This window comes from Agromyces ramosus, from assembly GCF_030817175.1.
Lineage (GTDB): Bacteria > Actinomycetota > Actinomycetes > Actinomycetales > Microbacteriaceae > Agromyces > Agromyces ramosus_A.
Map to the genome: position 1 here is coordinate 127328 of NZ_JAUSYY010000001.1, position 20887 is coordinate 148214.

The 20887-nt window shown below is 69.9% G+C and carries 20 protein-coding genes; 15 read left to right on the forward strand and 5 right to left on the reverse strand.

The window, feature by feature from the left end; genetic code table 11:
• The first annotated feature begins 3 nt into the window (after nt 1-3).
• The 9 genes from pepN (QFZ26_RS00595) to QFZ26_RS00635 all read left to right on the forward strand — a co-directional run bounded on the left by pepN (QFZ26_RS00595) (nt 4) and on the right by QFZ26_RS00635 (nt 12346).
• Nucleotides 4-2550, forward strand: coding sequence for an aminopeptidase N (pepN, locus tag QFZ26_RS00595; protein ID WP_307038549.1), 2547 nt, complete (start codon nt 4-6; stop codon nt 2548-2550).
• A gap of 103 nt (nt 2551-2653) precedes the next feature.
• A complete protein-coding gene (locus tag QFZ26_RS00600; RefSeq protein WP_307038550.1) occupies nt 2654-3565 on the forward strand; it encodes an ABC transporter ATP-binding protein in 912 nt (303 codons plus the stop codon).
• Complete coding sequence (locus tag QFZ26_RS00605) at nt 3562-4413, forward strand: ABC transporter permease subunit (RefSeq protein WP_307038551.1); 852 nt, start codon at nt 3562-3564, stop codon at nt 4411-4413. Before QFZ26_RS00600 ends, QFZ26_RS00605 begins: the two co-directional genes overlap by 4 nt.
• 10 nt (nt 4414-4423) lie before the next feature.
• On the forward strand, nt 4424-5719 hold the full coding sequence (locus QFZ26_RS00610; RefSeq protein ID WP_307038552.1) for a sensor histidine kinase: 1296 nt from the start codon (nt 4424-4426) through the stop codon (nt 5717-5719).
• On the forward strand, nt 5716-6417 hold the full coding sequence (locus QFZ26_RS00615) for a response regulator transcription factor (RefSeq protein ID WP_307038553.1): 702 nt from the start codon (nt 5716-5718) through the stop codon (nt 6415-6417). Before QFZ26_RS00610 ends, QFZ26_RS00615 begins: the two co-directional genes overlap by 4 nt.
• A 43-nt stretch (nt 6418-6460) precedes the next feature.
• On the forward strand, nt 6461-9028 hold the full coding sequence (gene pepN / locus QFZ26_RS00620; RefSeq protein WP_307038554.1) for an aminopeptidase N: 2568 nt from the start codon (nt 6461-6463) through the stop codon (nt 9026-9028).
• 11 nt (nt 9029-9039) lie between these two features.
• Nucleotides 9040-10164, forward strand: a complete 1125-nt coding sequence (locus QFZ26_RS00625) for a mechanosensitive ion channel family protein (RefSeq protein WP_307038555.1) — start codon at nt 9040-9042, stop codon at nt 10162-10164.
• A 53-nt stretch (nt 10165-10217) separates the two neighbouring features.
• Complete coding sequence (locus tag QFZ26_RS00630; protein ID WP_307044870.1) at nt 10218-10625, forward strand: globin; 408 nt, start codon at nt 10218-10220, stop codon at nt 10623-10625.
• A gap of 41 nt (nt 10626-10666) precedes the next feature.
• Nucleotides 10667-12346, forward strand: a complete 1680-nt coding sequence (locus tag QFZ26_RS00635) for an FAD-binding dehydrogenase (RefSeq protein ID WP_307038556.1) — start codon at nt 10667-10669, stop codon at nt 12344-12346.
• Here QFZ26_RS00635 and QFZ26_RS00640 read toward each other — a convergent pair.
• Nucleotides 12343-13023 (reverse strand): hypothetical protein, encoded by a 681-nt coding sequence (locus QFZ26_RS00640; RefSeq protein WP_307038557.1) that lies wholly within the window; start codon nt 13021-13023, stop codon nt 12343-12345. The genes QFZ26_RS00635 and QFZ26_RS00640 overlap by 4 nt on opposite strands.
• Before the next feature lie 93 nt (nt 13024-13116).
• On the opposite strand from QFZ26_RS00640, the gene QFZ26_RS00645 reads away from it, so the two are divergent.
• The 3 genes from QFZ26_RS00645 (at nt 13117) to QFZ26_RS00655 (ending at nt 15122) form a co-directional block, all read left to right on the forward strand.
• On the forward strand, nt 13117-14001 hold the full coding sequence (locus QFZ26_RS00645; protein ID WP_307038558.1) for an acyl-CoA thioesterase: 885 nt from the start codon (nt 13117-13119) through the stop codon (nt 13999-14001).
• Nucleotides 14002-14098: 97 nt separating this feature from the next.
• Nucleotides 14099-14590 carry a QcrA and Rieske domain-containing protein gene (locus QFZ26_RS00650; RefSeq protein WP_307038559.1) on the forward strand — a complete coding sequence of 164 codons (492 nt, stop codon included), beginning with the start codon at nt 14099-14101 and terminating at the stop codon, nt 14588-14590.
• A 1-nt stretch (nt 14591) separates the two neighbouring features.
• Nucleotides 14592-15122 carry a hypothetical protein gene (locus QFZ26_RS00655; RefSeq protein WP_307038560.1) on the forward strand — a complete coding sequence of 177 codons (531 nt, stop codon included), beginning with the start codon at nt 14592-14594 and terminating at the stop codon, nt 15120-15122.
• 1 nt (nt 15123) lies between these two features.
• Here QFZ26_RS00655 and QFZ26_RS00660 read toward each other — a convergent pair whose 3' ends face one another.
• From QFZ26_RS00660 to ssb, 4 genes are all read right to left on the reverse strand, one after another.
• Nucleotides 15124-15600 carry an acyl-CoA thioesterase gene (locus QFZ26_RS00660; RefSeq protein WP_307038561.1) on the reverse strand — a complete coding sequence of 159 codons (477 nt, stop codon included), beginning with the start codon at nt 15598-15600 and terminating at the stop codon, nt 15124-15126.
• 1 nt (nt 15601) lies between these two features.
• A complete protein-coding gene (ettA, locus tag QFZ26_RS00665; protein WP_307038562.1) occupies nt 15602-17284 on the reverse strand; it encodes an energy-dependent translational throttle protein EttA in 1683 nt (560 codons plus the stop codon).
• A gap of 5 nt (nt 17285-17289) precedes the next feature.
• Complete coding sequence (locus QFZ26_RS00670) at nt 17290-17781, reverse strand: DUF6993 domain-containing protein (protein ID WP_307038563.1); 492 nt, start codon at nt 17779-17781, stop codon at nt 17290-17292.
• An 80-nt stretch (nt 17782-17861) separates the two neighbouring features.
• Complete coding sequence (gene ssb / locus QFZ26_RS00675) at nt 17862-18395, reverse strand: single-stranded DNA-binding protein (RefSeq protein WP_307038564.1); 534 nt, start codon at nt 18393-18395, stop codon at nt 17862-17864.
• Nucleotides 18396-18616: 221 nt separating this feature from the next.
• Here ssb and QFZ26_RS00680 point away from each other — a divergent pair, with 221 nt between their 5' ends.
• The 3 genes from QFZ26_RS00680 to QFZ26_RS00690 all read left to right on the forward strand — a co-directional run bounded on the left by QFZ26_RS00680 (nt 18617) and on the right by QFZ26_RS00690 (nt 20876).
• A complete protein-coding gene (locus QFZ26_RS00680) occupies nt 18617-19624 on the forward strand; it encodes an aldo/keto reductase (RefSeq protein WP_307038565.1) in 1008 nt (335 codons plus the stop codon).
• A 285-nt stretch (nt 19625-19909) separates the two neighbouring features.
• Nucleotides 19910-20155: a hypothetical protein gene (locus QFZ26_RS00685; protein ID WP_307038566.1), complete on the forward strand. Its 246-nt coding sequence runs from the start codon at nt 19910-19912 to the stop codon at nt 20153-20155.
• Between the two features lie 73 nt (nt 20156-20228).
• On the forward strand, nt 20229-20876 hold the full coding sequence (locus QFZ26_RS00690; protein WP_307038567.1) for a hypothetical protein: 648 nt from the start codon (nt 20229-20231) through the stop codon (nt 20874-20876).
• Nucleotides 20877-20887 lie beyond the last annotated feature (11 nt).

Sequence of the window (20887 nt, forward strand, 5' to 3'; positions counted from 1 at the left end):
CACGTGCCCGGAGAGAACCTCACCCGAATCGAAGCCGAGGAGCGCGCCGCGCTGGTCTCGGTGCACGACTATGACGTCGTGCTCGATGTGACCACTGGGCCGGAGGTGTTCCGCAGCGAGACGACCGTGCGCTTCTCGGCGCAAGCCGGCGCCTCCACGTTCATCGACGCGATCACCGCGGCGGTGCACTCGATCACCCTGAACGGCGTCTCACTCGACCCGGCCGAGGCGAGCGACGGCGTTCGCATCCAGCTGCCAAATCTCGAAGCCGAGAACGAGCTGACGGTCGTGGCCGACGGGCGCTACATGAACACCGGCGAGGGCCTGCACCGCTTCGTCGACCCGGTCGACGGCGAGGTGTACCTCTACACCCAGTTCGAGGTGCCCGACTCCCGGCGCATGTTCGCCGTGTTCGAGCAGCCCGACCTGAAGGCGTCGTTCCGGTTCACCGTGACCGCACCCGCCCACTGGGAGGTCGTGTCGAACTCCCCCACACCCGACCCGGTCGACGCGCACGACGGCGCGAAGACGTGGGCGTTCACGCCCACCGCCCGCATCTCGAGCTATATCACCGCGCTCATCGCCGGCCCGTACGCCGTGGTGCGCGATGAGCTGACGAGCAGCGACGGCCGGGTCATCCCGCTCGGTGTCTTCAGCCGCAAGAGCCTGTCGCAGTACCTCGACGCCGACTACATCTTCGAGAAGACGAAGCAGGGCTTCGAGTACTTCGAGGCGAAGTTCGACGTGCCGTACCCCTTCGAGAAGTACGACCAGCTCTTCGTTCCCGAGTACAACGCCGGCGCCATGGAGAACGCGGGTGCGGTGACGTTCACCGAGTTCTACGTGTTCCGCTCCAAGGTGACCGACGCCGTGCGCGAGCGCCGCGTCGTCACGATCCTGCACGAGCTCGCCCACATGTGGTTCGGCGACCTCGTCACGATGAAGTGGTGGAACGACCTCTGGCTGAACGAGTCGTTCGCCGAGTGGGCGTCGACGATCGCCACCGCCGAGGCCACCGAGTGGACCGAGGCGTGGACCACCTTCAACTCCATGGAGAAGAGCTGGGCGTACCGCCAAGACCAGCTGCCCTCGACCCACCCGGTGGTCGCGACGATCAACGACCTCGAAGACGTGCTCGTCAACTTCGACGGCATCACCTACGCGAAGGGCGGGTCGGTGCTCAAGCAGCTCGTCGCCTGGGTCGGCGTCGAGGCGTTCTTCACCGGTGTCTCGGCCTACTTCAAGAAGCACCAGTGGGGCAACACGACGCTGGCCGACCTGCTCGCCGAGCTCGAGGTCGCGAGCGGCCGCGACCTCTCCGACTGGTCGGGCCTCTGGCTCGAGACGGCCGGTGTGAACACGCTGCGTCCCGAGATCGAGGCCGATGACGCGGGAACGATCACCTCGTTCGCCGTGCTGCAGACGGCCGAAGCCGACTACCCCACCATCCGCCCGCACCGCCTCGCCATCGGCTTCTACAACCTCGTCGACGACAAGCTCGTGCGCGAGCACCGCGTCGAGCTCGACGTCGACGGCGACCGCACCGAGGTCGCCGAGCTCGTCGGCCTCGAGCGTCCCGCGCTCGTGCTCCTCAACGACGACGACCTCGCCTACGCGAAGATCCGGCTCGACGATCCCTCGCACGGGGTGGCGCTCGCGAACCTCTCTGCGATCGAGGACCCCCTGGCTCGGGCTCTCGTGTGGAGTTCGGTGTGGGATGCCACGCGCGACGCCGAGACCCGCGCGAGCGACTACCTCGCGCTCGTGCTCGGCAACATCGCCGCCGAGACCGAGTCGACGACACTGCGCATCGTGCTCGCGAACGCCGTGCTCTCGGCGAGCGCCTACACCGCTCCCGAGCGACAGGCCGAGGCTCGTCGCTCGCTGGCCGACGGCTTGTGGCGTCTTGCCCAAGAGGCCGCGCCGGGCAGCGACGCCCAGTTCCAGTTCGTGATGAACTTCGCGGGCATCGCTGAAGCCGGTTCGCACGTCGACGAGCTCGCCGCACTCTACGACGGCTCGCTCGAGCTCGAGGGACTCGAGATCGACACCGACCTCGGCTGGGAGCTGCTCATCGCGCTCGTTGCCGCGGGTCGAGCCGGCGATGCAGAGATCGACGCTCGCCTCGAGTCCGACAACACGGCGACGGGCCAGCAGTCGGCCGCGCACGCCCGTGCGGCGATCCAGACCCTCGAGGGCAAGGAGCGCGCCTGGGCCTCACTCGTCGACGTCGACACCGCGACGAACACCGTCGTGCGCGAAACTGCAGAGGGCTTCCTTCGAGCGACCGACCCGGCGCTGCTCGAAGCCTTCGTCGAGCGGTACTTCGCGATGCTCGAAGACGTATGGGAGAACCGCAGCTACGCCATCGCCGAGAAGCTCGTCGACGGCCTCTATCCGTCGCCGCTCGCGAACCGCGCCCTCGCCGACGCGAGCCGTGCGTGGCTCGAGTCGCACCCCGAGGTACCGGCACTGCGTCGCCTCATCGTCGAGCGCCTCGCGGGTGTCGACCGCGCCCTGGCCGCGCAGGAGCGCGACGCGCAGCAGTAGCGCCACGGGCGAGGGCGGCGTGGTACTCCGGTACCACGCCGCCCTCGCCTGAACCATTCCTGCGACGGATGCCCCCGCGCCGCGTTCTCCCTAGCGTTGAGCCATGATCACTGCAGAGGGGCTCGTCAAGCGCTATGGCGCGAAGACGGCCGTCAACGACATCAGCTTCACCGTGCGGCCGGGGCAGGTCACCGGCTTCCTCGGTCCCAACGGCGCCGGCAAGTCCACCACGATGCGCATGATCGTGGGTCTCGACCGACCCAGCGACGGCCGCGTCACCGTGAACGGCAAGCCGTATGCCGCCCACCGGGCGCCGCTGCACGAGGTCGGCGCGCTCCTCGACGCGAAAGCCGTGCACACGGGCCGCACCGCGTTCAACCACCTCCTCGCGATGGCCGCGACCCACGGCATCGGCGCGAGCCGCGTCCGTGAGGTCATCGAGCTCACCGGGCTCGAGTCCGTCGCACGCAAGCGCGTCGGCGGCTTCTCGCTCGGCATGGGCCAGCGACTCGGCATCGCGGCAGCGATGCTCGGCGACCCCGCCACCCTCATCCTCGACGAGCCGGTCAACGGCCTCGACCCCGAGGGCGTGCTCTGGGTGCGCCAGTTCGTTCGGCACCTCGCCTCCGAGGGCCGCACGGTGTTCCTCTCCTCGCACCTCATGAGCGAGATGGCGGTCACGGCAGATCACCTCATCGTGCTCGGTCGCGGTGAGATCATCGCCGACGCCCCGGTCGCCGACATCATCGCCGGGGGCACCCGCCCCCGCGTCCGCGTGCGGTCGCCGCACGCCTCGCAGCTCGCCGACCTGATCGCCGCACCCGAGATCGCGGTCGTGCGCTCCGAGGCGGGGGTGCTCGAGATCACCGGCCTCGAAGCATCCGGCATCGGCGACCTCGCCGCATTGCATGGAATCGCGATCCACGAACTCACCCCGCAGAGCGCGTCGCTGGAAGAGGCCTATATGGCCCTGACCGCCGACTCGGTCGAATACCGCACGGAGGCCGTCCGATGACCACGCTCACCCCGCCCGTCGCCCGACCCGCGCAGCGCGCCACGACCGCGCTGAACTTCCCGGGTGTGCTCCGCTCCGAGTGGATCAAGCTCCGCAGCCTCCGATCGACCATCTGGTCCTATGTGATCCTCGTCGTGCTCGCGCTCGGCATGGCGCTCCTGATGTCGCTGAGCTTCATCAGCGGCGGCGGTCCCGCAGCCGAGATGGGCCCCGCAGGCCTCTCGAGCGAGGCGCAAGCCGGGCTGCTCGTGCAGGCGTCGACGTTCGGCGCGTTCTTCGGCCAGCTCGTGGTCGCGGTGCTCGGCGTGCTCGTGATCACGGGTGAGTACTCGACCGGGATGATCCGCTCGACGCTCGCCGCCGTGCCGACCCGGTTGCCGGCCCTCGCCGCGAAGGCCATGGTGCTGTTCGCCGTGACCTTCGTGATGGCGACGATCTCGGCCGTCGGCGCGTTCTTCGTGGCGTCGGCCGTCTTCGCCGACTCGGACATCACGGCGAGCCTGCTCGACGCCGACGTGATCCTGCCGATCCTCGGCTCCGCGCTCTACCTCGGTCTCGTCGCCCTGTTCGCCCTCGGAGTCGGCACGATGCTCCGCTCGAGTGCCGGCGGCATCGCGACCGTGGTCGGCGTGCTGCTCGTACTGCCGCTCGTGCTGCAGATGATCCCCGCCGAATGGGTCGCCGACGTGCTGCCCTACGTGCTCTCGACGGCGGGCGTCGGCATGTTCTCCGACACCTCCGCTGCCGCCGATGCGCCGTCGTTCTGGGAGAACCTCCTCATCGTGCTGGCCTGGGTGGGGGCATCCATCGCCGGCGCAACGGTGCTCCTGAAGAGGCGCGACGCGTAGAGTCCAGTCCATGACGGAAGCACCGCTCTCCCCCGGCTACCCGGCTTCGGTAGTCGGGGGAGAACTTCGTCTGCCGAAGCCGCCGGGAGTCGTTCGGCAGTTCTGGGCGCGGCATCCGCGGCTCACCGACGCACTGATCGCCGCGCTCTACTTCGTGCCGACGTTCCTCGGCACCCTCTCATTCGTGTTCGTGCCGACCGGGCCGCCGCTCTGGCTCGGACTCGCGCAGCTCGTCGCCGTCGCCGCATCCGCCGCCGCCATGCTCGTCCGCCGCAGCAGGCCCTGGCTCCTCATGGGCGTGGCCTGGGTCGTCTGCCTCGTCGTCTACCCGTTCGGCTCGGTCGACCTGTTCCCGGTGCTCGTCGCGCTGTACGCGCTCGCGGTCTACCGGTCGACGCGAGCCGCGTGGATCGCCTTCGGCGGATCTGTCGTCGTCGGCATCGCGTCGGCCAACCTCGCCCTCCTGGCACAGGCCGGCGACACGGTGGCCCCCTTCGGCGCCGGGGCCCCGGAGTCCGCCGTGCAGTTCGCGATCCTCATGCTCATCGCGACACTCATCGGCGTCACGGTCGGCAACCGGCGCCGCTACCTCAACGCCCTCATCGCCCGAGCGCACGACCTCGCACGCGAGCGCGACCAGCAGGCGCAACTCGCCACCGCCGTCGAGCGCTCGCGCATCGCACGCGAGATGCACGACATCGTCTCGCACAGCCTCACCGTCATGGTCACGCTCGCCGACGGCTCCGCAGCGACCGCGGAGCGCGATCCCGAGCGAGCCGCGGAGGCGATGCGCCATGTCGCCGAGAGCGGCCGCACCGCACTCGGCGACATGCGGCGCATGCTGGGCGTGCTCGCCGAGCCCGCCACGCTTCCCGCGGACCTCTCGCCGCAGCCCGGCGCGGCGGCGATCCCGGCGCTCATCGGGAGCTTCCGGGCGGCCGGCATGCCGGTGCGCCTCACGACGACGGGCGCGGGCGTCTCGGACCCGAACCTTCAGCTCACGATCTACCGCATCGTGCAGGAAGGCCTCACGAACGCGTTCCGCTACGCGGCGAGCGCGACGCGGGTCGACGTCGACCTCGAGCACCGCGACACGGAGGTGCTCGTGACCGTGACCGACGACGCGACCTCGCCATCGGTCCCCGATCTCGAGGGCGGCGGGCTCGGCCTCGTCGGCATGCGCGAGCGGGTGGCGCTCTACGGCGGAACCCTCGAGGCCGGGCCGCGTGCACAACGCGGGTGGCGGGTGAGTGCGATGCTGCACACCGACGCCGGCTCGACGAACGACGCGGAGACCGATCGATGACGGCAATCGGCTCCCCCATCCGTGTCGCGATCGTCGACGACCAGGCGCTCGTTCGGGCGGGCTTCCGCATGGTGCTCGAGGCCGAAGCGGGCATCGAAGTCGTCGGTGAGGCCGTCGACGGTCGCACCGCGATCGCGCTCGCCGGGGCGCGCGAGATCGACGTGATGCTCATGGACGTACGGATGCCGGGCGTCGACGGCATCGCCGCGACCGAGGCGATCGTGGCATCCGCTCGCCCCACCCGCGTGATCGTGCTCACGACGTTCGACCTCGACGAGTACGCCTTCGCCGCGCTCCGGGCGGGCGCGAGCGGATTCCTCCTCAAGGACGTCCGCCCAGCCGAGCTCCTCGCCGCCATTCGCACGGTGCACACCGGCGACGCGGCGCTCGCTCCTCGCGTCATCCGGCGCATGATCGACTTGTTCGCGGCCGATCTGCCCGCTCGGGACGGCGATCGGGCGGGCACGACCACCGATGAGCTCGACACGCTCACCCCGCGCGAGCGGGAGGTGCTCGTGGCCGTCGCCCAGGGCCGCAGCAACTCCGAGATCGCCGAGACGTTCTTCCTCTCCGAGTCGACCGTGAAGACCCACGTCGGGCGGCTCCTGCAGAAGCTCGCCGCGCGCGATCGCGTGCAACTCGTGATCTTCGCCTACGAGCACGACCTCCTCCCGGGGACCAGCTCCCCCGGCGGATGAGTCGCTAGGCTGGCTGGGCTCCGACCACTCGAAAGGCCCGCCAATGCCCGCTGCCAATCTCACGCGAATCGAAGCCGAGGAGCGTGCCGCCATCGTCAGCGCCCCCAGCTACGAGGTCACGCTCGAGCTCAGGGCCGACGGCGAGACGTTCAGGACCGAGACGTTCGTGCGATTCAGCGCCGTCGAGGGGGCATCGACCTTCATCGAGGCGTGCACCGAAGCCGTGCACGAGATCGTGCTCAACGGCCGGTCGCTCGACCCGGCGAGCGCGAGCGACGGCACCCGCATCCGCCTCGAGGGACTCGCCGCCGACAACGAGCTGCGCGTCGTGGCCGACGCCCGCTACACCAACACCGGTGAGGGCCTGCACCGGTTCATCGACCCGGTCGACGGCGAAGCCTACCTGTACACCGAATTCGCGGTCGCCGAGGCCAACCGCGTCTTCGCCGTGTTCGACCAGCCCGACCTGAAGGCCTCGTTCCGGTTCACCGTGACGGCACCGGAGCGCTGGCTCGTGCTGAGCAACGCGCCGACCCCCGAGCCGGCACCGGGCAGCTCCCCCGCGACGACCACCTGGTCGTTCGAATCCGGCCCGGTCATCTCGAGCTACATCGTCGCCCTCATCGCGGGGCCCTACGCGTCCTGGCGGGCGACCGCTCAGAGCCGCGACGGCCGCAGCATCCCCCTCGGCGTGTTCACTCGCGCCTCGCTCGCCCGCTATGCCGAGCCCGACGTGATGTTCGAGGCCGTGCAGGCGGGTCTCGCGTTCTATGAAGACGCCTTCGGCGTGCCCTACCCCTACGGCAAGTACGACCAGATCTTCGTGCCGGAGTACAACTGGGGCGCCATGGAGAACGTCGGCGCCGTCACGTTCAACGAGTCCTACCTGTTCCGCGCGCGCGTCTCGGATGCGCGACGCGAGCAGCGCGCGATCGTCGTGCTGCACGAGCTCTCGCACATGTGGTTCGGCAACTCGGTCACGATGAAGTGGTGGAACGACCTGTGGCTGAACGAGTCGTTCGCCACGTGGGCGTCGACCCTCGCGACCTCGCAGGTCACCGAGTTCACCGGCGTGTGGGCCACGTTCGCGAGCGATGAGAAGACCCACGCCGCCGAGCAGGACCAGCTGCCCTCGACGCACCCGATCGTCGCCGAGATCGCCGACCTCGCCGACGTCGAGGTCAACTTCGACGCGATCACCTACGACAAGGGCGCCTCGGTGCTGAAGCAGCTCGTCGCCTGGGTCGGCCTCGACGCGTTCCAGCGCGGTGTCGGCGCGTACCTCACCGCGCACGCCGGCGGCAACGCCACACTCCGCGACCTGCTCGACGAGCTCGAGCGCGCGAGCGGTCGAGACCTCACCCGGTGGTCCGAACTGTGGCTCGAGACCGCCGGCGTCAACACCATGCGGGCAGTGGTCGAGAGGGATGCCGCGGGCACGATCATCGCGGCACGCATCGAGCAGACGGCGAGCGCGGGGCATCCGACCCTCCGCCCCCATCGCATGGCGATCGGCTGCTACGAGCTCGGCGACGACGGACTGACCCGCACGCACCGCATCGAACTCGACGTCGACGGCGCTGCGACCGAGGTGCCCGAGCTCGTCGGCCGTCGTCACCCCGACCTGCTGCTCGTGAACGACGACGACCTCACGTACGCCAAGGTGCGACTCGACGAGCGCTCGTTCGCGAACGCGACCGAGCACCTGGCGACGATCGCCGACCCGGTCGCGCGTGCCGTGATCCTCGGTTCGGCGTGGGATGCCGTGCGCGACGCCGAGCTGTCGTCGAGCGAGTTCGTGCGGCTCGTGGTCGGCAGCATCGGACACGAGACCCAGTCGGCCGCGCGCGGACTCGCGCTCTCCCGCCTCGAGCTCGCGCTCTCGCGCTACCTCGCGGAGGAGCATCGTGAGCGCATCGCCGCCGAGACCGGCGACGCGCTGTGGGCCTTGGCCGAGCTCGCGCCCGCCGGGTCCGACGCGCAGCTGCAGTTCGTGAAGGCGTTCACCCGCATCGCGGCGACGGCTGCCCACGCCGATGTGCTCGGCAGCCTGCTCGACGGCTCGATCAAGCTCGCCGGGCTCGGCATCGACCTCGACCTTCGGTGGGAGCTCGTCATCGCCAGGGCGACACTCGGCGCGGCATCCGATGAAGAGATCGCCGACGCCCTCGCGCGCGACGACACCGCCAAGGGACGCCAGCTCGCCGAGACCGCGCGCGCTGCACGCCCCGATCAGGCGGTGAAGGATGCCGCGTGGCGGCGGGTCGCCACCGACACGAGCCTCTCGAACGACCTCGCCCGCGCCATCGCCGAGGGCTGGCGACGCACGACGGCACCCGAGCTGCTCGCGGGAACGGCGGTCGAGTACTTCTCGATGCTGCAGTCGGTGTGGGCGAGCCGCAGCTTCACGATGGCCTCCCTCGTGGTCTCGCGCCTGTTCCCCGCTCCGCTCGTGTCCAACGAGCTCGCGGCCATGGCCCGCGACTGGCTCGCGACGAACACCGAGCCGGCACCGCTGCACCGCCTCGTCTCGGAGCAGCTCGCCGAGCTCGAGCGTGCGCTCGCGGCGCAGGCCCGGGATGCCAGCGAGCTCTCGGTCGCGGCTCAGTAGACTTGCTGACCATGTTCGGTGCAGGAGAACCCCCCACGGATCCCAACCCCGTGAGCGGTGAGTGGTGGACGAACATCGCCGCGTACTGGGCGTCCGACTGGGACGTCGTGCTCGGCAAGCTCATCTCGATCGTCATCATCATCGCGATCGCGTTCCTGATCCGCTGGGTGCTGCACTTCGTCATCGACCGGGTTGTCACCCGCATCGTCACGGGCGTCAAGCAGAAGCAGGACGTCACCGACACGCAGGCGCTCCAGGCTTCGCCGCTCGCCGCCGTGCGGCTCGTGCAGCGAACCCGCACGCTCGGCTCCGTGCTCACGAACATCGTCAACGTGACCCTGTTCATCATCGTGGTGCTGCTCATCGTCAACACGATCAACGATGCGATCCTCGGCTCGTTCGCACTGCTCACCGCCGCGGTCGGCGCTGGCCTCGGCTTCGGTGCGCAGAACATCGTGAAGGACGTGCTGAACGGGATGTTCATGGTCGTCGAAGACCAGCTCGGCGTCGGCGACGTGGTCGACCTCGGCCCTGCGACCGGCATCGTCGAGGAGGTGCAGATCCGCATCACGAAGGTCCGCGACGTGAACGGCACACTGTGGTTCGTGCGCAACGGCGAGATCCTGCGTATCGGCAACATGTCCCAGGGTTGGGCCCGGGTCATCCTCGACCTGGCCGTGCCCTACGACGTCGACGTCGACGCCGTCGAGGCCGAGATGCTGCGCACGGCGACCGAGATGTCGCAATCCGGCAAGTGGCGTTCGCGCGTGCTCGAGAAGCCCGAGATCTGGGGCCTCGAGTCCATCAGCGACGATGCGCTCGTCATTCGCGTCGTCATGAAGGTGCGTTCATCGGTGAAGGACGACGTCGCGCGCGAACTCCGCATGCGCCTGAAGCGCTCGCTCGACGCGATGGACGTCAAGCTGCCGAGCCTGAACAGCGTCGTGCTCACGGGCTTCGACGGCGCCACTCGGGTGAAGGGCGCGAAGCCGCCGCGTACGGCGCCGACCTCGGTCGTCGCCGGCTCGGCCGCCGAGATCGCGACCGCCGCCCGGCCCAAGCAGCCGCGCGCACTCCGGGCGCCGAAGGTGCCGAAGCCGCCGACCCCACCGGCATCAGGAGGGGGTGCATCGTGAGCGAGCAACCGCCCATCGGGGCATCCGGTCGCGTGCAACCGGCCAACGTGCCGCTGCGCGGCACCGAGCACGGCGCGGCCCTCGGACCGTCGTTCTACGAGAGCGTCGGCGGGTTGCCCACGTTCGAGCGGCTCGTCGCCGAGTTCTACCGCGGCGTCGCCGACGACCCCGTGCTGCGCCCGATGTATCCCGAGGAAGACCTTGGGCCGGCCGCCGAGCGTCTCACGATGTTCCTCGTGCAGTACTGGGGCGGGCCGGGCACCTACAGCGAGCAGCGCGGGCATCCGAGGCTCCGGATGCGCCACCAGCCGTTCAAGGTCAACCCCGACGCTCGCGACCGGTGGCTGCAGCACATGCGTGTCGCGGTCGACTCGCTGGAGCTCCCACCGCTCGCCGAAGAAACGCTGTGGGACTATCTCCAACGGGCGGCCTTCGCGATGTTGAACACCTTCGACGACTGACACCCCGGCACCGACCCACCACCCGAGACGAAGGAGTCCCCGTGGCCGCAACCTCCCCCGCGTCGAGTCGCGCCAAGCCCGAGCCCCACGCGATCATCGTCGGCGCCGGCCTCTCGGGCCTCGTCGCCGCGGCCGAGCTCGTCGACGCCGGCAAGCGCGTCGTCATCGTCGACCAGGAGCCCGAGGCGAGCCTCGGCGGGCAGGCGCACTGGTCGTTCGGCGGCCTGTTCCTCGTCGACTCGCCCGAGCAGCGCCGGCTCGGCGTCAAGGACTCGCTCGAGCTCGCGAGACAGGACTGGGACGGCACGGCAGGGTTCGACCGGGACGAAGACGAGTGGGGCCGCCGCTGGGCCGAGGCCTACCTCGACTTCGCCGCCGGCGAGAAGCGCGCATGGCTCCACGAGAAGGGCGTGCGCTTCTTCCCCATCGTCGGCTGGGCCGAGCGCGGCGGCTACAACGCCATCGGCCACGGCAATTCGGTGCCGCGGTTCCACATCGTGTGGGGCACCGGCCCCGGCGTCCTCGCCCCGTTCATCGCGAAGGTGAAGGCGGGCGAGGCGGCTGGTCTGGTCGAGCTCCGGCACCGTCACCGCGTCGACGAGCTCATCGTCGAAGACGGCGCCGTGGTGGGCGTGCAGGGCACGCTGCTCGCACCCGACGACGCAGCCCGCGGCGAGGCATCCAATCGCGACGGGGTCGGCGAGTTCGAGCTGCGCGCACCCGCGGTCGTCGTCGCGTCGGGCGGCATCGGCGGCAATCACGAGCTCGTGCGGCAGTTCTGGCCGAAGCGCATGGGCACGCCGCCCACCTCGATGCTCTCGGGCGTGCCCGCGCACGTCGACGGGCGGATGCTGCCGATCACCGAGCGCGCCGGCGCGCGCCTCGTGAACGGCGACCGCATGTGGCACTACACCGAGGGCATCACGAACTGGGACCCGATCTGGCCGATGCACGGCATCCGGATCCTCCCCGGACCGTCTTCGCTCTGGTTCGATGCGACCGGCAAACGGCTGCCCGTGCCGCTCTTCCCGGGATTCGACACGCTCGGCACACTCGAGCACATCGCCGCGACCGGGCACGACCACTCCTGGTTCGTGCTCACGCAGAAGATCATCGAGAAGGAGTTCGCCCTGTCGGGCAGCGAGCAGAATCCCGACCTCACGGGCAAAGACGTGAAGCTCCTCGCCCAGCGGCTCGGCTCGGGTGCGCCCGCTCCGGTCGAGGCGTTCAAGCAGCAGGGGGTCGACTTCGTCGTGGCCGACACGCTCGCCGAGCTCTTCGATGGCATGCGCGCGATCTCCCCCGACGTCGAGCTCGACACGGCGAACATCGAGCGCGAGATTGTGGCACGAGATCGCGAGGTCGACAACGAATTCTCGAAGGACCTGCAACTCACCGCGGTGCGCGGCGCCCGGAAGTACCGGGGCGACAAGCTCATCCGCGTCGCGACGCCGCACAAGGTGCTCGATCCGAAGGCCGGGCCCCTCATCGCGGTGAAGCTGCACATCCTCACCCGCAAGTCCCTCGGCGGCATCCAGACCGACCTCCACTCCCGCGCGCTCGGCGCCGACGGCACTCCGGTGCGCGGCCTGTACGCGGTCGGCGAGGCGGCCGGCTTCGGCGGCGGCGGCGTGCACGGCTACCGCGCGCTCGAGGGCACATTCCTGGGCGGATGCCTCTTCACCGGGCGCACGGCAGGGCGGGCGATCGCGAGGGGCTAGGCCTTCAGCGTCCAGGGCTTGCGCCGCACGAGCACGTGTCCGCGACGCGACGACAACCGCGTCCACGGGCCGGTCTCGAAGAGCTTGACGAGGTCGTCGCCCAGGAATCCGAGGCTGTACGCCGCGAAGGCCGCACCGGTCGGCACGAATTCCAGGCCTTCGACACCGCGGCCCCACACTTCGGAGCGAACGCGCTGCACGAGCTGCTCACCGGTGCCGGCGGGAATGGCCTCGGCGACCTCCTCGATGCCCGCTCGCGCCGCGGTCTCGAGCGTTGCGGCATCCGTCTCGCCGAGCGGTCGCCAGCCGCCCCGAGGCGGCGAGATGCCCGCCCAGGTGACCGTGTTCACCTCGGGCGGTCTCGACATCGACACCGGGCGGGAATCGGCGTCGTCGTCGAGCTCGCCGCGGGCCCGCACGATGCGCTCGACGAGCGAGCGCATCGGCACGACCGAGTCGAACTCCTCTTCGTCGGCGAGCGCGAACGTGCGGAGCCCGAGCACGGTCGGGCTCTCGTCGAGGATGCCTCGAGGGTAGAGGATCGCGGTGTACACCGCGAGGATGCCGGAACCCGCGATGAGGCGCACCGACCCGTCTTCGACACGGCCGGCGCGCTGGAGGTACGTGTGCAGGTCGCCGAGCGACAGGCTGTCTGCGAGCGTGATTTGCTGAACCATCTGCTGTCTAAACTACCAAGGGAGCGCCGCCGCCCGGGGCGGACTCGCGCTCGGCGGGCGCCGGCGGCCATTGCCCACCGACACGGAGGAACGATGAACGGTCCCATCGACGGCCTGCTGAGCACCCTGCACCTCACTGACACTGGGGCTCGCACCACCGAGGACATCTTCACCGGTCCGTCGCAATGGATGCCGCTCGGCCGCGTGTTCGGCGGCCAGGTGCTCGCCCAGTCGCTCGTGGCGGCGATGCACACGGTGGCATCCGACCGCACGATCCACTCGATGCACGGCTACTTCCTTCGCCCGGGCGACGTCGAGCATCCGATCACCTTCTCGGTCGACCGTCTGCACGATGGTCGCTCGTTCTCGACCAGGCGCACGCACGCCTACCAGAACGGCGAGCCGATCCTCTCGCTCATCGCGTCGTTCCAGACCGACGACGAGGGCGTCGAGCACCAGCTCGACATGCCAGCCGACCTGCCCGACCCCGAGAGCCTTCCCTCGACGGCCGACGTGCTCGGTGCACTCGATCATGACGTCGCGCGCTACTGGTCGAACGAGCGCGCGTTCGACGTGCGTCACATCCCGTCGCCGATCTACCTCTCGGTCGAGGGTGAGCGCATCCCCCGCCAGGCCGTGTGGATGAAGGCCTTCGGCCGCCTGCCCGACGATCCGAAGCAGCATCGCGCGGCGCTCGCGTACGCGAGCGACTACTCGATCCTCGAGCCCGTGCTGCGCGCCCACGGCGCGGCGTGGGCCACGCCCGGCCTCAAGATCGCGAGTCTCGACCACGCCATGTGGTGGCATCGCGACGCCCGCGTCGACGAGTGGTTGCTGTACGTCCAGGAATCGCCTTCGGCGAGCGGTGGGCGGGGCCTCTCGCTCGGCCGCATCTACACACGCGAGGGCGTGCTCGTCGCGAGTGTCGCTCAGGAGGGCATGGTGCGGATTCCCGCACCGATCCATTCGCCTGAATGAATCCTGTGGGTTCACACCATCGCGGTGCGCACTCGCCCACAATGGGGGCAATGGGCGCGCACACGGCGCGAGCGACTCGAACGAAGGAGCTCCTGCGATGACTGATCCCACCGATCTCACGCGGCGCACGGTGCTGGCCCTCGGGTCGGTCGGCGCGGTCGGCGGCGCGCTCGCGCTCGCCGCGTGCACGACGGATGCCCCGGCCGGCACGCCGTCGGCCACGGCGACGCCGTCGCCGACGCCCACCGACGAGTCCACGCCAGACCCGAGCGCCGGGCCCGACGCTCCGCACCTCGGCGACGACATCGCCGCGCTCGCCGATGTGCCCGTCGGCGGCAGCATCGACGCGAGCATCAACGGCGAGCCCGCCCTCCTCGCGCAGCCGACGGCGGGTCAGGTCGTCGCGTTCAGCGCGATCTGCACGCACCAGGCGTGCGTGGTCGCGGCGGCAGGGTCGGAGTTCCACTGCCCGTGCCACGGCTCGATGTTCGACGCCGCAACGGGCGACGTGCTCCAGGGACCCGCCCTCGAACCGCTCACGCCGATCCAGGTCGCCGTCGCGGGCGATCGCATCGTCGCGGCGTCCTGACATGGACGGGTTCGATTACACGTTCGCGGGCCTGCCGCTGCACGTGCTCCTCGTGCACGCCGTCATCGTGGCGACGCCGCTCGTCGCGTTGGCGCTCGTGCTCGTCGCGGCGTGGCCCGGCGCCAGGCGGGTGCTCTGGTTGCCGGTGCTCATCGGTGCGGTGTTGCTGTTGCCGCTCGGCCTGCTCACGATCGAGGCGGGCAAGTGGCTCGAGCAGCGGGTGCCGCCTGCACCGCTGATCCAGAAGCACACGGCGCAGGGCGAGGACATCGTGCCGTGGCTCATCGCGCTGCTGGTGGTCGCTGCACTCGTTGCCGCGTGGGCCGTCGTCGAGCTCGTCTCCGCGCGCCGGGGTGCGGACTCGGGGCGCCTGGAGCTCGGCCGAGGCATCCGCGTGAGCGTGGGTATCGTGCTCACGGTCGCTGCGGTCGGGGTGGCGGCGGGCACCACGTGGACGCTCGTGCAGATCGGCGAGGCGGGCAGCCGCGCCGTCTGGGAGGGATCGTTCAGCGACGAGCCGCTCGACGGGTGAGTCAGCGCCGGCGGAACTCGATGGTCTCGCCGACGTAGGGCTGCCAAGCCGCGCGCTCGGCGTCGCTCATGCGCCTCGGCCGCTCGGTCTCGGCGTCGACGAGCACGATCGTGGTGACCGCGCGGGTGTAGAGCACGCGCGGGGTGTTGCCTGCGGGCGAGTAGACCTCGTAGCAGACGTCGAGGCTCGCGCCGCCCATGTGCCCGATCCAGAGCTCGATGTCGACCGGCTGGCGCTGGTACGGGATCGGCGCGAGGTACTCGACCTCTTGACGGGCGATCAGCGTGATCGTCGTCGCGCCGGGCGTCGCGTCGAGCACGGCCGTCGACGCGCCGACCGCGTGCTCCGAGGTGTCGTCGCTCACCCAGAACGCCTGGATGCGCGCCTCTTCGAGGAGGCTGAGCATGCGGGCGTTGTTCACATGCCCGTAGGCGTCGAGGTCACTCCATCGCAGCGGGGTCGGCACGTGGAGGCGCATGTCAGTCTCGCGTGAGCTTGCGGTATGCGGAGCGGTGCGGCTTCGCGGCATCGGGGCCGAGCCGCTCGATCTTGTTCGCCTCGTAGGACTCGAAGTTGCCCTCGAACCAGTGCCAGTACGACGGGTTCTCGTCGTTGCCCTCGTAGGCGAGGATGTGCGTGGCGATGCGGTCGAGGAACCACCGGTCGTGGGTGATGACCACGGCGCAGCCCGGGAACTCGAGCAGCGCGTTCTCGAGGCTCGAGAGTGTCTCGACGTCGAGGTCGTTCGTGGGCTCGTCGAGGAGGAGCAGGTTGCCGCCCTGCTTGAGCGTCAGCGCCAGGTTCAGGCGGTTTCGCTCGCCGCCCGACAGCACGCCGGCGGGCTTCTGCTGGTCGGGGCCCTTGAAACCGAACGTCGAGACGTAGGCGCGGCTCGGGACCTCGGTCTTGCCGACCTGGATGTAATCGAGTCCGTCGGAGACGACCTCCCACAGGGTCTTCTTCGGATCGATGCCGCCACGCGACTGGTCGACGTACGAGATCTTCACGGTCTCGCCGACCTTCAGCTGGCCGTCGTCGAGGGGCTCGAGACCCACGATCGTCTTGAAGAGGGTGGTCTTGCCGACACCGTTCGGCCCGATGATGCCCACGATGCCGTTACGCGGCAGCGTGAAGCTGAGCCCGTCGATGAGCACTCGCTCGCCGAAGCCCTTCTCGAGGTTCTTCGCTTCGAGCACGATGTCGCCGAGACGGGGGCCCGGCGGAATCTGGATCTCCTCGAAATCGAGCTTCTTCGTGCGATCGGCTTCGGCCGCCATCTCTTCGTAGCGCGCGAGACGTGCCTTGGACTTGGCCTGGCGCCCCTTGGCGTTGGAGCGGACCCATTCGAGCTCGCTCGCGAGTCGCTTGGCGAGCTTGGCGTCCTTCTTGCCCTGGACGGTCAGACGCTCTTGCTTCTTCTCGAGATAGGTCGAGTAGTTGCCCTCGTAGGGGTAGAGGCGGCCTCGGTCGACCTCGCAGATCCACTCGGCGACGTGGTCGAGGAAGTACCGGTCGTGGGTCACGGCGAGCACGGCACCGGGATACTTCGCGAGGTGCTGCTCGAGCCAGAGCACGCTCTCGGCGTCGAGGTGGTTCGTGGGCTCGTCGAGCAGGAGGAGGTCGGGCTTCTGCAGCAGGAGCTTGCAGAGGGCGACGCGACGCTTCTCACCGCCCGAGAGGACGGCGACGAGCTCGTCGCCGGGCGGACAGCGCAGTGCGTCCATCGCCTGGTCGAGCTGGGAGTCGAGGTCCCACGCGTCGGCCGCGTCGATGGCTTCCTGGAGGGTGCCCATCTCGGCGAGCAACGCGTCGAAGTCGGCGTCGGGCTCGGCCATCGCGAGCGAGATCTCGTTGAACCGGTCGAGCTTCGCCTTGATCGGGCCGACGCCCTCCTGCACGTTCTCGAGCACGGTCTTCGTCTCGTCGAGAATGGGCTCCTGCATGAGGATGCCCACGGTGTAGCCGGGCGTGAGCTTCGCCTCACCGTTGGACGGTTGGTCGAGCCCCGCCATGATCTTCAGGATCGTGGACTTACCGGCACCGTTCGGGCCGAGGACGCCGATCTTCGCGCCGGGCAGGAACGCCATCGTCACGTCATCGAGAATGACCTTGTCGCCGACCGCCTTGCGGGCGCGCACCATCGAGTAAATGTAATCCGCCATATTGGTTACCAGTCTATGGGGCGCGTCTGGCCGACGAGGCAGCCACCAGTGCCGAGCGCCGGACGCACGACGCCGTGGTAGCCGCCGGACTTCGGACCGTACTGCCCGACGAGGCACTCGCCCTGGAAGAGCACCGCGAACTGCACCGAGTCGGCCGGGTCGCCGATCGTCGTCGTGTCAGCGGTGACTTCCATCGCCGCCTTGTCGAACCCCGCCGCGACGAGTGCATCGATGAAGTCACGCCCGCCGGCTGCGCCGTTCGCGGCGACCACGCCCTGATTGACCAGGTCGAAGAACGCCAGGTTCTCGGAAGCGGGGAGCTCCGGCCGCAACGCCGGCGGAGTCGTCGGCGTGGGCCGCGGGGAGACGGAGCCCGTCGCGGACGGCGACGGCGACGTGGAGGACGTTGCGCCCCCGAACGTGCATGCCGTCATGCCGACGATCATCGCGGCCCCGACGATCGCCAGGGCCGCGGAGGTACCGAGCCGCCGAGCCATCGTTCCCCTCATCCGGCGGTGCCGACCGCCCGAGCCGAGTCTATGCGTTCATACCCTGCACGAGCGGTCGCGCAGCGCCGTCAGACGGTGACTCTCTTCGCCTCGAACTCGCCCTCAGCGGGCTGGTCGGCTGTCGATCCGGCGCGGGCGACCGACTCGTCACCCGGCCAACCGGACGCGGCGCCGGGGTCGGGGTCGGCGCCGGCGTCGTGCGAGCCGTCGGGCTCGGCGCCGGTCGGGGCATCCGCTGCTCGTGCACTGCGCACCTTCGTGTAGGACGCGATGCCCCACGAGAGGTCGTGGCCGATCGCGTCGGCCTCGATCTCGACCGCGGTGCCGGACTTCTCGCCGGTCTCCCACGCGCGGAGACGAAGTCGACCGAACACGACGACACGTTCGCCCTTGCGGATCGACTGGCTCGTGTTCGACGCGAGCTGCCGGAATGCGGAGACGGTGTACCAGTTGGTCTCGCCGTCTTCCCAAGAGGCCTTCGCACGGTCGAAGTACCGTCGCGTCGAGGCGAGGCGGAACGAGGTGATCGGGAGGCCCTGGGTCGTGACGTGGTGGTGGGGATCGGTTCCCACGACGCCGGTGATGGTGATGTTGTCGGTCATGTGCACTCCTCGGTCGGATGCCGCCGCGGTTCGGCGGCTCGCGGCCCCGGGGCATCCTCGTGCCGGGACGACACCCCGGAGCCGCTGCGCCCAGCATCGCCGCGTCGGCCGCGGCATCCGGGCGCGAGACGCCGTCTCGTGTGCAACCGGCTGCGCGCGGGTGCTGTCGAGGACGAGTCGCGCCGTCGGGAACGCGGTTTCCCGCGCCATAGGGTTGTCACATGAACTTCGTCGCCGATTCCGCTCGATACGCACGCATGCAGTACAACCGAGTCGGGCGCAGCGGCCTGAAGCTGCCCGCGCTCTCGCTCGGTCTCTGGCACAACTTCGGCCACGATCGGCCGCTCGACACGCAGCGCGCCATCGTGCGCCGCGCATTCGACCTCGGCGTCACCCATTTCGACCTCGCGAACAACTACGGCCCGCCCGCCGGGAGCGCCGAGGAGAACTTCGGCCGCATCCTCGCCACCGATCTGGCCCCGTACCGCGACGAGATCATCGTCTCGTCGAAGGCCGGTTACGACATGTGGCCCGGCCCGTACGGAGACTTCGGATCGCGCAAATACCTGCTCGCCTCGCTCGACCAGAGCCTCGGGCGCCTGGGGCTCGAGTACGTCGACATCTTCTACTCGCACCGGCCCGACCCCGAGACGCCCATCGAGGAAACGATGGGCGCGCTCGCGAGCGCGGTGCGCCAGGGCAAGGCCCTCTACGTCGGCATCTCCAACTACGATCCCGACCAGACCCGCGCCGCGGCCGCGGCGCTCGCCGCCGAGGGCGTGCCGCTGCTCATCCACCAGCCGCGGTACTCCATGTTCGATCGGCACATCGAAGAGGGCCTCTTCCCCGCCCTCGAGGAGGTCGGGGCGGCGAGCATCGTGTTCTCACCTCTGGCGCAGGGCCTGCTCACCGACCGCTACCTGACGGGCGATGTCCCGGCCGACTCCCGCGCGGCGACGAGCCGGTTCCTGTCGGCCGACCGCATCAGCGCCGACTACCTCGATCGCGCTCGTGCCCTCGATGCGATCGCCCGCGAGCGCGGCCAGACACTCGCCCAGCTGGCTCTCGCCTGGGTGCTCCGCCAGCCGCTCGTCGCGAGCGCGCTGATCGGCGCCTCGAGCGTCGCCCAGCTCGAGCAGAACGTCGCCGCACTCGACGCCGCTCCGCTCTCCGACGACGAGATCGCTCGCATCGATCCCTTCGCCGCGACCGGCACGGTCCTCGTTTGAGTGGGCTGCCCCTTCGCGCTCCTCCTCGCCGCCCTCCTGTTCGGCACGAACGGGAGCGTGACGAAGGTCGTCATCGAGGCGGGGTCACCCCGGCGCGACTGATCGCGGTCGTGCTCGCGCAGACCGCGCCATCCGCCGGTGCGGCCGATGCCGACCTCGCCACCCAGTCGATGGCCGCCCGGGAGTCGCTTCCCTGATCGCGCGCGCAGGCGCACATCGCGATGTCGGCGGGTTCTCGTAGGTTCGAGCCACATCGCAGGGCCGGCTGCACACGAGAGGAGCGACATGTCCGCCACCACCCTCACGCGGTCGCGTGAACCGTTCCCGGTCACGATCCCCGGACTCCGCATCTCGCCGGCAGCCGGTGGGCTCTGGCGGGTTGCACGCCCCGACGGCGTCGTACTGGGGCACATCGAGCGCGCCGGTGAGTCCGAGCCGTATCGAACGCGCCGCCTGCTCCCCGGAGGCATCCGCTCGATGCCGCTCGGCGAGTTCTGGTCGCCGAGCGACGCCGCCGACGTCTTCCGGTGAGCCTGGTCAGCGCGAATCGGGCACGCCGCGACCGGTCGGTGATCGCGGCGCTGGCCCGGGGTACGCTGCGGCCATGCAGTGGTGGAACGATCTCATCTCATGGCTCTCCTCGAGCGCCGCGCGCGAAACGGTCTTCGCAGCCGTCGTGCTCTTCGTCGCGGTCCTCGTGGCCGGACTCCTCGCCGCGTGGATCGCCAGCGCGGCCATCAAGCGCGTCGTCGGCCAACGCGACCGCGAGGTGAAGACAGCGGCGATCGCCGCACTCGTCGACGCTGCCACCGAGGCCTCGGTCTGGAACTCCCTCACCCCGCAGGAGCAGGTGCTCGCCGATCGAGCCGTCGGGCAGGCCGACATGCTCGTGCGGCTGCTGCCGATCCGCGGCTCGGATGTCGCGGCCAATTGGGCCGCCCACCAGCTTCACGAGCTGAAGCGCGCCTCCGCGACCTTCGGCTACCAGCTCGACCCGGCCGTCGTCGAGTTCCGCGACCGGCTCCTCGAATGGCAGCGGCACCCGTCTCGCACGCGCCGCCAATTCCAGAACGACCTCGTGCGCTGGCGCACCGAGCGGCCCGAGCCCGATCAGGCATCTGCCGAAGCGCAAGACGCCTGGGTCGCCCAGCAGCACCACGATCGTTACCGCGAGACCGTCACCCTCAGCGAGACGGCGACGGCGGGCCCTCAGACCGCCCCCACACCGACGCTCGAGTCAGAGCGGCGCTGACCCGCGGGGCG

Bases quoted from the DNA above. Each gene is read 5' to 3' on its own strand.
- QFZ26_RS00625 (WP_307038555.1), top strand. From the start codon at position 9,040: ATGTTCGGTGCAGGAGAACCCCCCACGGATCCCAACCCCGTGAGCGGT.
- pepN (WP_307038554.1), top strand. From the start codon at position 6,461: ATGCCCGCTGCCAATCTCACGCGAATCGAAGCCGAGGAGCGTGCCGCC.
- ettA (WP_307038562.1), bottom strand. From the start codon at position 17,284: ATGGCGGATTACATTTACTCGATGGTGCGCGCCCGCAAGGCGGTCGGC.
- QFZ26_RS00650 (WP_307038559.1), top strand. From the start codon at position 14,099: ATGACTGATCCCACCGATCTCACGCGGCGCACGGTGCTGGCCCTCGGG.
- QFZ26_RS00645 (WP_307038558.1), top strand. From the start codon at position 13,117: ATGAACGGTCCCATCGACGGCCTGCTGAGCACCCTGCACCTCACTGAC.
- QFZ26_RS00655 (WP_307038560.1), top strand. From the start codon at position 14,592: ATGGACGGGTTCGATTACACGTTCGCGGGCCTGCCGCTGCACGTGCTC.
- QFZ26_RS00615 (WP_307038553.1), top strand. From the start codon at position 5,716: ATGACGGCAATCGGCTCCCCCATCCGTGTCGCGATCGTCGACGACCAG.
- QFZ26_RS00640 (WP_307038557.1), bottom strand. From the start codon at position 13,023: ATGGTTCAGCAAATCACGCTCGCAGACAGCCTGTCGCTCGGCGACCTG.
- ssb (WP_307038564.1), bottom strand. From the start codon at position 18,395: ATGACCGACAACATCACCATCACCGGCGTCGTGGGAACCGATCCCCAC.
- QFZ26_RS00605 (WP_307038551.1), top strand. From the start codon at position 3,562: ATGACCACGCTCACCCCGCCCGTCGCCCGACCCGCGCAGCGCGCCACG.
- QFZ26_RS00610 (WP_307038552.1), top strand. From the start codon at position 4,424: ATGACGGAAGCACCGCTCTCCCCCGGCTACCCGGCTTCGGTAGTCGGG.
- QFZ26_RS00680 (WP_307038565.1), top strand. From the start codon at position 18,617: ATGAACTTCGTCGCCGATTCCGCTCGATACGCACGCATGCAGTACAAC.
- QFZ26_RS00690 (WP_307038567.1), top strand. From the start codon at position 20,229: ATGCAGTGGTGGAACGATCTCATCTCATGGCTCTCCTCGAGCGCCGCG.
- QFZ26_RS00670 (WP_307038563.1), bottom strand. From the start codon at position 17,781: ATGGCTCGGCGGCTCGGTACCTCCGCGGCCCTGGCGATCGTCGGGGCC.
- QFZ26_RS00660 (WP_307038561.1), bottom strand. From the start codon at position 15,600: ATGCGCCTCCACGTGCCGACCCCGCTGCGATGGAGTGACCTCGACGCC.
- QFZ26_RS00685 (WP_307038566.1), top strand. From the start codon at position 19,910: ATGTCCGCCACCACCCTCACGCGGTCGCGTGAACCGTTCCCGGTCACG.
- QFZ26_RS00600 (WP_307038550.1), top strand. From the start codon at position 2,654: ATGATCACTGCAGAGGGGCTCGTCAAGCGCTATGGCGCGAAGACGGCC.